Here is a 13,856-nt window from a genome sequence, read left to right on the forward strand (position 1 = left end):
TGACGTCGATGAGTCGCGCATGCAGGCGACGGGGTGAGGCGGAAGGAAGAACGCGATTATACCTGCGAATATCGGGCTGATTGCGGGGTATTCATGGCCGGTTCGGCCTGTTCATGGGGTGAAACCGGCTTGATGCGGCGCGCCTGGTCTGGGTCCTGGCCCTGGCCCTGGCCCTGGGTCCTTGCCCTTGTCCGCGGCTTTTTAATCGGGGTGCGGATTCAGCAATCGGCTTTTCTTGCCTTTAATTGTCCCAAAGCCGTGGATTTCCTCTGTCTCCCAGTCCCTTATAGCCCCACCCGCAGCCCCACCCACCGCTCCACCCACCGCTCCACCCACCGCTCCACCCACCGCTCCACCCACCGCTCCACGTTCCGTGCCGCTGCGGCATGGCGCAACCCGGCACCTCAGGCGCAGGCCCCCTCGCGGCATGGGCGCTTGATTGGCTGCTATCATGCGCGCTTATAGCAGACCCGATCAGCGCTGGCCGCCGTGTCTCGTTAATCCGTTGCAGTCGACGCCCATCACGTTTGCGGCAACCTCCCGCAATGTCAAGCTGCTCCACCAGCAAACCAAATCAGTCAAACATGGATGTCATCGTCATTGGCGGCGGAATCGCCGGGATCGCCACCGCTTATCAGTTGCGTGCGGCCGGACACCGGGTGTGTGTCATCGAACGCCACGCCACCGCCGCGCAGGGCGCCACGTATGGCCATAGCGGCGTGGTGCTGCCCTCTCCGCTCGACGTCTGGTTCGGACCGACTTTCATGCGTCATCGGCTGGGCGCGAAAAACGGCGTGCTGCGCAAGACCGGCTTCAACCGCGCGGCAAGTTCGTTCGTGCGGCGCCTGAACGTCTTGCATGCGCCCACTGAATTCAGCCAGCAATATGACCGCTTGCGGCCGCTGATCGAAACCGCCCGCGAAGCGATGACGGATATCGAAAGCCGTTTTTCGCTTGAATTCGAACAGGCCAGCGATCTGCTTTATCTGGTGCGCGGCGCACAGGAATGGAAGCTGACCGAACCCGCGCTGGATCTGCTGCGGCAATACGAAATCCCGCATCAGGTGCTCAGCGCGGCGCAATGCGTGGAACTCGAACATGCCGTGCCCGCCGAGCCGGATTTCGCGGGCGGCGTGAGGCTGGCAACCGAGCGCACGGCGAATTGCCCGCTCTTTACCAAACTGCTCAAACTGGTGCTGGATGCGCAGGGTGGCGTGCAGTTTCACTTTGGCCGCGAAGTCACCGGGCTGCGGCTCGAGTCCAGCCATGCCGCCGTTGAACTGGCGCCACGGCCTGATGAAGCGCAACGCTCGCGCGAGGTCGAAGTGATCCGGGCCGATGCGATCGTGATCGCCGCGGGCACGGGCAGCCTGCCCCTGCTGGAGCGCCATGGCGTCAGGCTGCCGCTGCATCCGCTGCGCCTGCATACGCTGGTCGCACCGATCGCCCACGAGGAATGCGCCCCGCACCGCACGGTCATCGACGCGATCAAACGCATCGCCATCACGCGCATGAACCATCGGCTGCGCATTGCGGGCGCGGCCGTACTGCAAAGCGCCATTCAAACCAGCAAGCCGCTCGACCCTGCTCTCTTCGAAGAAGCCCTTGCCCTGCTGGGCCAGGCCACGCACGACTGGGTTCCCGGCGCGGCCAAAATTTCCGCGGCGCTGCCCTGGCAAGGTGTGAAGCTGTTATCCCCCGATGGCTTGCCGGCGGTCGGCAAGATCCTGCATCCACGGCTCTTTATGAATGCAGGACACGGGCCCGCGGGCTGGGGGCTGGCGTGCGGCACGGCCAAAGTCATTGCTGCGCTGGTCTCGGGCACGACGCCTGAGGTGCCTGCCGATACGCTCGCGGCACTCCAGCCCGAACGTTTTTTGCCTGCTTGAGACCGGTTCAGGCTCAAAACAATGGGCGCACAACGTTTGGCGAAGACGCTGCCTCAATGCTGTCCATTGAGATAGTCGGTCAATGAGATAAATTGAATAGGCTTGCCCTTAAGCTTATCCTCTACCTGTTTTTCGAGTACTTTAATATATGCCTGTACCGCAGCATCTTTACGGTCAATCAAGCCATTGAATTCCTTGAAATATAATTTCCATTGCCATTCAAGCGAGACAAACAGCGCCCTGATTGCTAAATAAGTACTGGCTGGATCGATTTTTTGCACTGCACCTTCTGTATTTTCATACAGCTCCACAGAAGCGTTCTCCTGAAATTTTATAAATTCATTGAAAGCAGAAAGCTTATCATTCGCTTCTACTTTTTTTGGAAATACGCCAGAAACCCAATGAGGATAGGTTTTTTTTGCACCGAAAATAGGCGACTTTGCTTCAGGCGGCGAGATCTCATATTCCGCATCCAAAATCAACCTGTATTTTTCGATTATCTCTTTTTTAATACTTGCAAATTTTTCATATGTGGGAAAGAAATTGGGCCTATCCATATCAGAAATATAAATACCCCCTTTTGCCAAATCCGCGGCATTTAAAAAATTAATGTAGTTAAGTATTAAATTTTCTTTATGATCAATTCTGAAATTTTCAGAGAAATACTTATAATCCATTCGAATCCCTCTTCTTGAGATATTTTCAATGTAAGCCTCAACATTAACTTTCAAATCACTGTAATTTTCCATGAAATACTCCAGTGTGAAATCGGGAAGCGCCAGCCCGAAATCCGCCGCGAAATCAAAAATCTCGAAATATCTTGCAAGAAGCAAATTAGCATCATTATTTTTTTCAAAAGTATCCTGAAAACAGCCGGGTGCCCAGGATAATGATTTTCCAGAAATATCATACGCAACCCGAAGGGCTTGCCAATATCGCTGGCTGATCTTGTTTTTTTCGACATGCTTCAGCACTTTTTGAATAACCGAGCTGTCCGGAGCATGGGCGCCTTCCAATATTTCCCCGGGAGTTAACTTAATCAGTTTGAAACGCGGATCTGTTTCCTTCACGTTTTGTGTATTGACCGCCTCTGCGAATTTCGGATTCAACGGCAAGTCATTAATTTCACCAATCAGATTTTCAGCTTCCCTGATGGAATAATATTCATCCAGCGGGTCGCTCACGATGAAATGCCAGCGGCATTTAGAATTCCGGATGAGTTTCGGCGGAATTTCAAAATCTATAATTCCAAGATAGTTTTTATAATCGGCGCGCACGGTTATTCTAAGTTCCTCCCGTGCTTGCCTGTCTATTCCAGTTTGCTTTAAAATCAAGCTGTTGATTTTATCAATTTCAGCGGATCTTGCACCATCATATTTCCTGTTGAATATGTCGAGCGCGGACTCACGCTTATGATTTGGCAATCTTGGCTCCGCACCCGCCTCAAGCAGCTTGAGAAACAAATCCAGGCGTTCACGTTCAGCGAAGTGACACAGCAGTGTATTGTTATGAAAATCATTCAGGCCGGAATTGAGGAAAATCCATTTTTTATCAGCTGACAGCTGCCCGTTTACTTTTGCATAGATTTCGAGTAATTCGTAAAAGTCTTTTTCATTAGAATCATCGCTGATATAAAAAATATCACACAGACGAAACTCTCCATTGAGCAACATCTTTTCCACGCGATCTTTATTTTTTATAATTCTACCGCTTAACCCAATCCATTTGGCTGCTTTATAAGAGGGCTTTTCTTGTTTGCCTGTTTTTCCAGATCCGCTGGTCGTTGTTGTAGTCGTTGTAGTCGTTGTTGTCGTGGTGGTAGTTGTTTGTTTGGGCCCGGTATCCTGGGTTGCCGTCACGGCATTGCCCAGCTTCGAATCACCCGATTCTCCCTGCGACACGTCCTTGTTATAAGCAAGCGGGTGAATACCAATACTATTTTTATAATCACCCTGCCGGGTGACGGATGATGTCAAATTCTCGATTTGACACATCGCTCCCAAGAGCGTAGGAAGAAAATTCAGTGCCGCGGGTTTTTGGGGAGTAGATGCCGCGGGTTTTGGGGGAGTAGATGCCGCGGGTTTATTGGAACTGATTTTATGAGTCATTTTTAATTTATCAAGATAGAAACATTTTATTAAATAGAAATCACGCATTGCGCTATTCCCGTGCTGAATTAAGTGACCAGTTGACATAAAACGTTCCATGCCAGGGCCTCTTGATCTTGATCTTGATCTTGAGCATGTGAAGTGACGGGGTGGCGCTTTGGGATTGGATGGCCAAGGCCAGGAAAAAGCAGAAAAATACGGCTCTTGTCAGTCAGCCTGTGCATGCCGCGTTCCATGGCATTACCATGAAAAATTCCTGCCCCCGCGTCCGCCCTCATGACTGACACGCCATCCCCCTTGCCTGCTTTGCCTGCTGAATCTCACGCGGCCTTCGAGGCCGAACCGGATGCCCGGACGGCTGCCTTTTTTGCCGTACTCGGCCAGCCCGTGCCGTTATGCAGTCAGGCTGCCTTGCGCCAGCTTGAAACCCAGGCCGCTGCGACCTTGCCGCCGCATACGTTGATGGCGCGGGCCGGATGGGCGGCGGCACAGTTTCTGCGCGAGCGCCTGGCTCACGCTGAAGCCGGCGCCGCGGCTCAGCCGGTCTGGATCGTCGTGGGCCCGGGCAACAATGGCGGCGATGCGCTCGTGATGGCGACCGAGCTGCACCGCACCGGGGTGCCCGAACCGCGCGGCAAGTTCGTTCGTGCGGCGTCTGAGCGTCTTGCATGCGCCCACTGAATTCAGCCAGCAATATGACCGCTTGCGGCCGCTGATCGAAACCGCCCGCGAAGCGATGGCGGATATCGAAAGCCGTTTTTCGCTTGAATTCGAACAGGCCAGCGATCTGCTTTATCTGGTGCGCGGCGCACAGGAATGGAAGCTGACCGAACCCGCGCTGGATCTGCTGCGGCAATACGAAATCCCGCATCAGGTGCTCAGCGCGGCGCAATGCGTGGAACTCGAACATGCCGTGCCCGCCGAGCCGGATTTCGCGGGCGGCGTGAGGCTGGCAACCGGGCGCACGGCGAATTGCCCGCTCTTTACCAAACTGCTCAAACTGGTGCTGGATGCGCAGGGTGGCGTGCAGTTTCACTTTGGCCGCGAAGTCACCGGGCTGCGGCTCGAGTCCAGCCATGCCGCCGTTGAACTGGCGCCACGGCCTGATGAAGCGCAACGCTCGCGCGAGGTCGAAGTGATCCGGGCCGATGCGATCGTGATCGCCGCGGGCACGGGCAGCCTGCCCCTGCTGGAGCGCCATGGCGCCAGGCTGCCGCTGCATCCGCTGCGCCTGCACACGCTGGTCGCACCGATCGCTCACGAGGAATGCGCCCCGCACCGCACGGTCATCGACGCGATCAAACGCATCGCCATCACGCGCATGAACCATCGGCTGCGCATTGCGGGCGCGGCCGTACTGCAAAGCGCCATTCAAACCAGCAAGCCGCTCGACCCTGCTCTCTTCGAAGAAGCCCTTGCCCTGCTGGGCCAGGCCACGCACGACTGGGTTCCCGGCGCGGCCAAAATTTCCGCGGCGCTGCCCTGGCAAGGCGTGAAGCTGTTATCCCCCGATGGCTTGCCGGCGGTCGGCAAGATCCTGCATCCACGGCTCTTTATGAATGCAGGACACGGGCCCGCAGGCTGGGGGCTGGCGTGCGGCACGGCCAAAGTCATTGCTGCGCTGGTCTCGGGTACGACGCCTGAGGTGCCTGCCGATACGCTCGCGGCACTCCAGCCCGAACGTTTTTTGCCTGCTTGAGACCGGTTCAGGCTCAAAACAATGGGCGCACAACGTTTGGCGAAGACGCTGCCTCAATGCCGTCCATAGAGATAGTCGGTCAATGAGATAAATTGAATAGGCTTGCCCTTAAGCTTATCCTCTACCTGTTTTTCGAGTACTTTAATATATGCCTGTACCGCAGCATCTTTACGGTCAATCAAGCCATTGAATTCCTTGAAATATAATTTCCATTGCCATTTAAGCGAGACAAACAGCGCCCTGATTGCTAAATAAGTACTGGCTGGATCGATTTTTTGCACTGCACCTTCTGTATTTTCATACAGCGCCCTGAGTGCTAAATAAATACTGTCTGGATCGGTTTTTTGCACTGCATCTTCTGCATCTTCTGTATCTTCTGTATTTTCATACAGCGCCCTGAGTGCTAAATAAATACTGTCTGGATCGGTTTTTTGCACTGCATCTTCTGTATTTTCATACAGCTCCACAGAAGCGTTCTTCTGAAATTTTATAAATTCATTGAAAGCAGAAAGTTTATTATTCGCTTTTACTTCTTTTGGAAATACGCCAGAAACCCAATAAGGATAGGTTTTTTTTGCACCGAAAATAGGCGACTTTGCTTCAGGCGGCGAGATCGCATATTCCGCATCCAAAATCAACCTGTATTTTTCGATTATCTCTTTTTTAATCCTTGCAAAATTTTTATATTCGGGAAAGAAATGGGGTTCATCCTTATTGAGGTCATCCTTATAAGAAATATAAATCTTCCCTTCTGCCAACTCCGCGGCATTTAAAAAATTAATGTAGTTAAGCATTAAATTTTCTTTATGATCAATTCTGAAATTTTCAGAGAAATAGTTATAATCCATTTTAATCTCTCTTCTTGAGATATTCCCAATGTAAGCCTCAACATTAACTTTCAAATCACTGTAATTTTCCATGAAATACTCCAGTGTGAAATCGGGAAGCGCCAGCCCGAAATCCGCCGCGAAATCAAAAATCTCGAAATATCTTGCAAGAAGCAAATTAGCATCATTATTTTTTTCAAAAGTATCCTGAAAACAGCCGGGTGTCCAGGGTAATGATTTTCCGGAAATATCATAAGCAACCCGAAGGGCTTGCCAATATCGCTGGCTGATCTTGTTTTTTTCGACATGCTTCAGCACTTTTTGAATAACCGAGCTGTTCGGAGCATGGGCGCCTTCCAATATTTCCTCGGAAGTTAACGTAGGCAGTTCGCTACTCTTACCTTTTTTCAGCGCATTTCGTTTTTTGACCGCCTCTGCGAATTTCGGATTCAACGGCAAGTCATTAATTTTATCAATCAGATTTTCAGCCTCCCTGATGGAATAATATTCATCCAGCGGGTCGCCATTGATGAAATGCCAGCGGCATTTAGAATTCCGGATGAGTTTCATCGGAAATCCACCATAACCTGATTCACCTTCCATGACAACATCGTCGTCATAATCGGCGCGCACGGTTATTCTGAACTCCTCCTGTGCTCGCCTGTCTATTCCAGTTTGCTTTAAAAGCAAGCTGTTGATTTTATCAATTTCAGCGGATCTTGCACCATCATATTTCCTGTTGAATATGTCGAGCGCGGACTCACGCTTATGATTTGGCAATCTTGGCTCCGCACCCGCCTCAAGCAGCTTGAGAAACAAATCCAGGCGTTCACGTTCAGCGAAGTGACACAGCAGTGTATTGTTATGAAAATCATTCAGGCCGGAATTGAGGAAAATCCATTTTTTATCAGCTGACAGCTGCCCGTTTACTTTTGCATAGATTTCGAGTAATTCGTAAAAGTCTTTCTCATTAAAATTATTGCCGAAATAATAAAAAATATCACACAGACGAAACTCTCCATTGAGCAACATCTTTTCCACGCGATCTTTATTTTCTATAATTTTACCGCTTAACCCAATCCATTTGGCTGCTTTATAAGAGGGCTTTTTTTGTTTGCCTGTTTTTCCAGATCCGCTGGTCGTTGTTGTAGTCGTTGTAGTCGTTGTAGTCGTTGTTGTCGTGGTGGTAGTTGTTTGTTTGGGCCCGGTATCCTGGGTTGCCGTCACGGCATTTCCCAGCTTCGAATCACCCGATTCTCCCTGCGACACGTCCTTGTTATAAGCAAGAGGATGACTCACAATACTATTTTTATAATCATCCTGCTGGATAACGCGTGATGCTAAATTCTTGATTTGAGACATCGCTCCCAAGAGCGTAGGAAGAGGATTCGGTGCCGCGGGTTTTTGGGGAGTAGATGCCGCGGGTTTTTGGGGAGTAGATGTCGTTATTTTATTTAACCTAATTTTATGAGTCATTTTTAATTTATCAAGATAGCAACATTTTATTAAATAGAAATCACGCATTGCGCTATTCCCGTGCTGAATTAAGTGACCAGTTGACATAAAACGTTCCATGCCAGGGCCTCTTGATCTTGAGCATGTGAAGTGACGGGGTGGCGCTTTGGGATTGGATGGCCAAGGCCAGGAAAAAGCAGAAAAATACGGCTCTTGTCAGTCAGCCTGTGCATGCCGCGTTCCATGGCATTACCATGAAAAATTCCTGCCCCCGCGCCCGCCCTCATGACTGACACGCCATCCCCCTTGCCTGCTTTGCCTGCTGAATCTCACACGGCCTTCGAGGCCGAACCGGATGTCCGGACGGCTGCCTTTTTTGCCGTACTCGGCCAGCCCGTGCCGTTATGCAGTCAGGCTGCCTTGCGCCAGCTTGAAACCCAGGCCGCTGCGACCTTGCCGCCGCATACGTTGATGGCGCGGGCCGGATGGGCGGCGGCACAGTTTCTGCGCGAGCGCCTGGCTCACGCTGAAGCCGGCGCCGCGGCTCAGCCGGTCTGGATCGTCGTGGGCCCGGGCAACAATGGCGGCGATGCGCTCGTGATGGCGACCGAGCTGCACCGCACCGGGGTGCCCGTCCAGGTTTGCCTGCCGCAGCCCGTGCAAGCGTCCGACGCCCGCTGGGCCTGGGCTGCCGCCCAGGCCGTGGGGGTACCGTTCAATGCGGCGTTGCCGGAGCGTTTACCCGCCGCAAGCTGGCTCGTCGATGGTCTGTTCGGCATCGGGCTGGCCCGGCCACTCGAGGGGGTATTCGCCGCGCTAGCGCAGCGTCTCACGCACCATGCGCAACATCATGGCCGGGTGCTAGCGCTCGATATCCCGAGCGGCCTCTCCTGCGATACAGGTCAAACCATCGGCGAAGACTCCGCCCCAGGTCACGCCGTGCGCGCCACGTGCACGTTGACGTTCCTTGCGGCCAAGCCCGGACTTTTCATGGCATCGGGGCGCGACCATGCCGGCACGGTGTACGTCGCCCCGCTCGGTGTCGATCCGGCTTTAGCCGCTGACACCGCCCCTGCGCCCAGCCCACTCCAGCTCAACGCGCCCGCACTGTTCGTCCCGCTGCGAGCGCCACGCGAGCACGCCAGTCATAAAGGCCGCTTCGGCAGCCTTGCGGTGATCGGCGGCGACACGGGCTTGTGCGGCGCACCGATTCTCGCGGCCCGCGCAGCGCTCTTCGCGGGCGCGGGTAAAGTTCATGTCGTGCTGCTCGGCAACGGTGCGCCCGCCTACGATCCGCTCCACCCCGAACTCATGCTGCATGCCGCTGGCGACCTCGCCCTCGAGCCGCTGAGCGCATTGGCGCTGGGCTGCGGCATGGGCCAGCGGGCCCGGGCCCGTCGTTTGTTACGCGAGGCGCTCGCGCTCGATGTCCCGAAGCTGCTTGATGCCGATGCGCTTAATCTGCTGACGCAAGACCCCGCGCTCGCCGCACGGGTCGCCCAGCGCGCCGCGGACGGCGATCCGTGCGTGCTGACACCGCATCCGCTCGAAGCCGCGCGGCTACTCGGCACCGATACCGCCACGGTGCAGCGCGACCGGCTTGCCGCCGCGTGGGCGCTGGTCGAACGCTTTGCCTGCGTGATCGTGCTGAAAGGCAGCGGCACCGTGATCGCCGCTCCCGATGGACGCTGCGCCGTTAATCCGACGGGCGGCGCGGCGCTCGCTAGCGGTGGCACCGGTGATGTGCTGGGCGGCCTCATCGGAGCCTTGCTGGCGCAAGGGCTGCCGCGCTACGAAGCGGCGCTCGCGGGCGTCTATCTGCACGGGCTGGCGGCCGATACCCTGAGCGCGGAGGGCGCGGGCCCCGCGGGTCTCACGGCAGGCGAGCTGGCGCCGAGGGTGCGCATGCTGATGAATCGGCTCTTTTATCCCGTAGCCCGGCCAGACTGATTCGGACTTAAGCCTTAAGTCCGCGCTGATGCTGAAGTGCTGGGTGAAGTGCTGGGTGCTTACCCGCCCGTGTCGCCCGAGCCTCATCCGGATGACGCGCTCAGGTGCCCGGCAACGCCGCTATACTGGCTGGCTGCCAAAAAACCACGGGCTCACAACCCGGTCGTGCCTGCCGCCGCTGCGGCCGCCCCGTTCTGCCCTTGCCCTGGCTGCACCGGCTCTCTTCACTCGCAGCCGCTTTTTCGTGCCGCTTTTTCGTGCTTTTTCGTGCCTTTCCTTCACTCGTGTCTTTACTGTTAGACGGATGGTTATGACGCTCGCTACGCTCCCTGCCTGGTCTTTGCTGCAAGCACACTACGAACAAATCCGGGGCTTGCATCTGCGCGACTGTTTCGCGCCCGCCCATGATTCCTCGCCCACTCGCGCCGAACGTTTCACGTTCAGCGGGGGAGGCCTCTGTGCCGACTTTTCCAAACACCGCATCACCGACGACACCCTGCGTCTGTTCACCCAGCTCGCCCGCGAAGCCCAAGTCGAAGCGCGCCGTGACGCGATGTTCGCGGGCGAGCTCGTCAACCCCACCGAAGGCCGGGCGGCGCTGCATACCGCCTTGCGCGCGGACAATCCCGCCGCGCCCTGGCACGCCGAGGTGCAGGCGGAGCTGGCGCGCATGGCCCGCTTCGCCAACCAGGTTCGGGATGGGCGCTGGAGCGGCTATAGCGGCAAGCGGATTCGCCATGTGGTGAATATCGGCATCGGCGGCTCGGATCTGGGCCCGAAGATGGCGGTCCATGCGCTGCATCATCTGGCGAGCCCGGACATCGCCAGCTACTTTGTCTCGAATGTCGATGGCGCCGATCTGGCGCGCGTGCTTGAGCAAATCGACGCCGAGACCACGCTCGTGATCGTGGTCTCGAAGACCTTCACCACGCTCGAAACCATGACCAACGCGCACTCGCTGCGCAGCTGGATGATTCAGCAGGGCTGTCCCGAAGAAGCCCTGAAGCGGCATTTCGTCGGCGTCTCGGCCCATGTCGCGGAAGTCGTCAAGTTCGGTATCGCCGAAGATAACGTCTTCGCCATGTGGGATTGGGTTGGGGGCCGCTATTCGTTATGGTCGGCGGTGGGGCTCGCGCTCATGGTCGCCATCGGCCCGGATCAGTTCGGCGAACTGCTGGCAGGCGCGCGTGAGATGGACCAGCACTTTTGCAGTGCCCCGCTGGAGCGCAATTTGCCGGTGCTGATGGCGCTCATCGGGATCTGGTACCGCGATTTTTTCGGCGCGCAAAGCTATCTGGTCGCGCCGTATTCCGCCGCGCTGCAATTCTTGCCTGCGTATTTGCAGCAGCTCGAAATGGAAAGCAATGGCAAATCCGCCCGGCTCGATGGGACGTGGGTTGATTACCCCACTGCGGCGGTAACCTGGGGCGAGCCTGGCACGAATGGCCAGCATGCTTTTTTCCAGATGCTGCACCAGGGGCCCACCCTCGTACCGATTGATTTCATTGCGGTGCTGACGCCGCAATACGCGCTGGCGGGCCATCATCCGCGCCTGCTGGCGAACTGTTTTGCCCAGAGCGAAGCGCTGATGCTCGGCCGCACGCTCGACGAAGCCCGCGCGATCGCGGGCCCCGCGCGTCCGGAACTGGCACCGCATCTGGTGTTTCCGGGCAACCGCCCCTCGACCACGCTGCTGCTCGATGCGCTCAACGCCCGCACGCTTGGCGCGCTGATTGCACTGTACGAACACAAGGTGCTGGTTCAGGCGACGGTATGGAATATCAATCCGTTCGATCAATGGGGGGTGGAACTGGGCAAAATCCTGAGCCAGGCGCTCGAAGCCGATCTCGGCGCGGCGAATCGGGTTGAGGGCAAGCATGATTCGTCCACCACCGCGCTACTGGCGCGGGCCCGCGCGGCACTTGGGCGCTGAGCGCGGCGCGGATGCCGGTGTGAGGCTCGCGCCTGGACGCAACGGTGCTTAAACCACCAGCCGTCCGGCCTCGATGGTCAGTGTCCGGTCGCAACGCCGCGCCAGCTCCGCATCGTGCGTGACCAGCACGAGTGTGGCGCCGCTGGCGCGGTTCATCTCAAACATCAGTTCGATCACGGCGTGCCCGGTTGCCGCATCGAGGCTGCCGGTCGGCTCATCGGCAAATAGCACTGCCGGGCGTGTGACGAACGCCCGGGCCAGTGCCACGCGCTGCTGCTCGCCCCCGGAAAGCAGTTTCGGATAATGCGCCGTGCGTGGCCCCAGCCCGACTTGCTCCAGCAATGTCCGCGCGCGCCGGGCGGCTTCGGGCGCCGTGATCTCGCCTTGCAGCTCGAGCGGTAGCATCACGTTCTCCAGCGCGGTTAAATGCGGCATCAGCTGAAACGACTGAAACACGAACCCCACCGCACCGCGCCGTAATGTGGCCCGGGCATCTTCGTCGAGCTGGGCCAGATCATGGCCTAGCAGCCGAACCGAGCCCGCGCTGGCGTGGTCCAACCCGGCCAGCAGCCCCAGCAACGTTGATTTGCCCGAGCCGGAGGCCCCGACCAGCGCCACGCGGCTGCCGGCTTCGATGGCAAGGTTGATTCCATCGAGAATCGTCAGACTGCCCGTGGCATCGTCCACTTTCTTGCACAACCCCTGGACTTCAATGACTAAACCGGTTTTCTTTTGCATGACGTTTTGCCTGGCCCAACGGAGCCTGAGAATGCGCGTGAGCGTGCGCTGGAAAGCCGCCCTCGCACTGGGCGCGATGCTGCTGGCGAGCGGGGTAAGCGCCGGTGAGGCTCGCGCCGCGGGCCTCACCGCGCCGCCACGCGTCAAGCCCGCGGCGATTGTCGTGCTGGGCGACAGCCTCTCGGCTGAATACGGCCTGCCACGCGGCACGGGATGGGTGGCGCTGCTCCGCGAGCGTGTCGCGGCAACGCGCGCCGATTATAGCGTTGCCAATGCCAGCATCAGCGGCGACACCACGAGCGGTGGACGAGCCCGCCTGGGTGCGCTGCTGCAACGGCTCCAGCCCGCCGTCCTGATTGTCGAGCTGGGCGGCAACGATGCCTTGCGCGGCGTGCCGCTGAGCACCACCGAAGACAACCTGCGCACGATCATCCTCCAGGCGCAACAACAGGGAGCCAAGGTCGTGCTGGTCGGCATGCAGGTCCCGCCCAATTACGGCCCGGATTATTCACAGAAATTTCAACAGCTCTACCGCACGCTGGCCCAGACGCTACGCGTGCCGCTCGTGCCGTTTTTACTGGCGGGCATGGAAACTCGGGCCGAATTGTTTCAAGCCGACCAGATTCATCCCTCACAAGAAGCGCAGCCTTTATTGCTCAACAATGTCTGGCCGGTGCTTCAGCCCGTTCTCAAGGCGGCTCGCACCTCAGCGGCGGCTACTGTCAAAACGCATTAAAAAACGCTGGCCAATTTGTTTCGAATTAATTCAGGGCTTGGATGATCTGGCACTTTCGTTTAATCTTAAAAACCCTGCTCAATCAGAGCCTTTCCAAAAGGAAATCCCATGAAATCTTTACCGCTTATTGTGATGACGGTGGCAATTTCTGCTTGTGCGGGTCAACCCCCTGCTGGTGTGCAATCGGTGGGGCAAAGTCAGCAATCGCCGAAAGCGGTCGCGCAATGTGTCGCCCAAAAATGGGCGGATAAAAGCCGGCAACAGGTGATCTTGCAAGACACCCTGGCTAATGATCAGGGGCTTGATGTCTTCGTTCCAGGCCAGCAGCCGCCGAACGGCGCTGCCGCAGTGGTGCTGCCGGCGAATAACGGCAAGGGTTCATGGGTCGGCTTCCGGGCTAATGGCGCAGCAGGTAGCGACACCACTGGCGACATTAGCGCCTGCCTGTAAAACCTGTTTGCCGCTCACTCCTGGCCTGTCTTCCAGTTTTTCAGTTTTTCAGTTTTCCAGACGGCTCCAGA

Annotated in this window: 9 protein-coding genes and 1 pseudogene; 7 read left to right on the forward strand and 3 right to left on the reverse strand. The window is 56.7% G+C overall.

Features of this window, described 5'->3' with window-relative positions; translation table 11 throughout:
- Positions 1–584 precede the first annotated feature (584 nt).
- On the forward strand, positions 585–1,889 hold the full coding sequence (locus tag GH657_RS08755; protein WP_153100333.1) for an FAD-dependent oxidoreductase: 1,305 nt from the start codon (positions 585–587) through the stop codon (positions 1,887–1,889).
- Positions 1,890–1,942: 53 nt separating this feature from the next.
- Here the strand turns inward: GH657_RS08755 and GH657_RS08760 are convergent, their stop codons facing one another.
- Positions 1,943–4,096 (reverse strand): hypothetical protein, encoded by a 2,154-nt coding sequence (locus tag GH657_RS08760; RefSeq protein ID WP_153100334.1) that lies wholly within the window; start codon positions 4,094–4,096, stop codon positions 1,943–1,945.
- Positions 4,097–4,459: 363 nt separating this feature from the next.
- Between GH657_RS08760 and GH657_RS18280 the strand changes: the two genes are divergently transcribed.
- A complete protein-coding gene (locus GH657_RS18280) occupies positions 4,460–4,678 on the forward strand; it encodes an NAD(P)H-hydrate epimerase (RefSeq protein WP_425495753.1) in 219 nt (72 codons plus the stop codon).
- Positions 4,623–5,696: pseudogene (locus GH657_RS08770) on the forward strand (FAD-dependent oxidoreductase); the annotation flags it as partial. The gene GH657_RS18280 and the pseudogene GH657_RS08770, both read left to right, overlap by 56 nt.
- 53 nt (positions 5,697–5,749) lie before the next feature.
- On the opposite strand, the gene GH657_RS18090 reads toward GH657_RS08770, so the two are convergent.
- Positions 5,750–7,999 (reverse strand): hypothetical protein, encoded by a 2,250-nt coding sequence (locus GH657_RS18090; RefSeq protein WP_153100337.1) that lies wholly within the window; start codon positions 7,997–7,999, stop codon positions 5,750–5,752.
- Between the two features lie 264 nt (positions 8,000–8,263).
- On the opposite strand from GH657_RS18090, the gene GH657_RS08780 reads away from it, so the two are divergent.
- Together GH657_RS08780 and pgi are read left to right on the forward strand one after the other, a co-directional pair.
- Positions 8,264–9,928: an NAD(P)H-hydrate dehydratase gene (locus GH657_RS08780; RefSeq protein WP_153100338.1), complete on the forward strand. Its 1,665-nt coding sequence runs from the start codon at positions 8,264–8,266 to the stop codon at positions 9,926–9,928.
- Positions 9,929–10,238: 310 nt separating this feature from the next.
- Positions 10,239–11,861, forward strand: coding sequence for a glucose-6-phosphate isomerase (gene pgi, locus GH657_RS08785; RefSeq protein WP_153100339.1), 1,623 nt, complete (start codon positions 10,239–10,241; stop codon positions 11,859–11,861).
- 48 nt (positions 11,862–11,909) lie between these two features.
- Here pgi and GH657_RS08790 read toward each other — a convergent pair whose 3' ends face one another.
- On the reverse strand, positions 11,910–12,599 hold the full coding sequence (locus tag GH657_RS08790; RefSeq protein ID WP_153100340.1) for an ABC transporter ATP-binding protein: 690 nt from the start codon (positions 12,597–12,599) through the stop codon (positions 11,910–11,912).
- Positions 12,600–12,630: 31 nt separating this feature from the next.
- Here GH657_RS08790 and GH657_RS08795 point away from each other — a divergent pair, with 31 nt between their 5' ends.
- On the forward strand, positions 12,631–13,335 hold the full coding sequence (locus GH657_RS08795) for an arylesterase (RefSeq protein WP_174769915.1): 705 nt from the start codon (positions 12,631–12,633) through the stop codon (positions 13,333–13,335).
- 108 nt (positions 13,336–13,443) lie between these two features.
- On the forward strand, positions 13,444–13,785 hold the full coding sequence (locus GH657_RS08800; RefSeq protein ID WP_153100341.1) for a hypothetical protein: 342 nt from the start codon (positions 13,444–13,446) through the stop codon (positions 13,783–13,785).
- Positions 13,786–13,856: the final 71 nt, after the last annotated feature.

Origin of the sequence: Paraburkholderia hayleyella (genome assembly GCF_009455685.1) — a bacterium.
Lineage (GTDB): Bacteria > Pseudomonadota > Gammaproteobacteria > Burkholderiales > Burkholderiaceae > Paraburkholderia > Paraburkholderia hayleyella.

Bases quoted from the DNA above. Each gene is read 5' to 3' on its own strand.
- GH657_RS18280 (WP_425495753.1), top strand. From the start codon at position 4,460: ATGGCGCGGGCCGGATGGGCGGCGGCACAGTTTCTGCGCGAGCGCCTG.
- GH657_RS08790 (WP_153100340.1), bottom strand. From the start codon at position 12,599: ATGCAAAAGAAAACCGGTTTAGTCATTGAAGTCCAGGGGTTGTGCAAG.
- GH657_RS08780 (WP_153100338.1), top strand. From the start codon at position 8,264: ATGACTGACACGCCATCCCCCTTGCCTGCTTTGCCTGCTGAATCTCAC.
- GH657_RS08755 (WP_153100333.1), top strand. From the start codon at position 585: ATGGATGTCATCGTCATTGGCGGCGGAATCGCCGGGATCGCCACCGCT.
- GH657_RS08800 (WP_153100341.1), top strand. From the start codon at position 13,444: ATGAAATCTTTACCGCTTATTGTGATGACGGTGGCAATTTCTGCTTGT.
- pgi (WP_153100339.1), top strand. From the start codon at position 10,239: ATGACGCTCGCTACGCTCCCTGCCTGGTCTTTGCTGCAAGCACACTAC.
- GH657_RS08795 (WP_174769915.1), top strand. From the start codon at position 12,631: ATGCGCGTGAGCGTGCGCTGGAAAGCCGCCCTCGCACTGGGCGCGATG.
- GH657_RS18090 (WP_153100337.1), bottom strand. From the start codon at position 7,999: ATGACTCATAAAATTAGGTTAAATAAAATAACGACATCTACTCCCCAA.
- GH657_RS08760 (WP_153100334.1), bottom strand. From the start codon at position 4,096: ATGGAACGTTTTATGTCAACTGGTCACTTAATTCAGCACGGGAATAGC.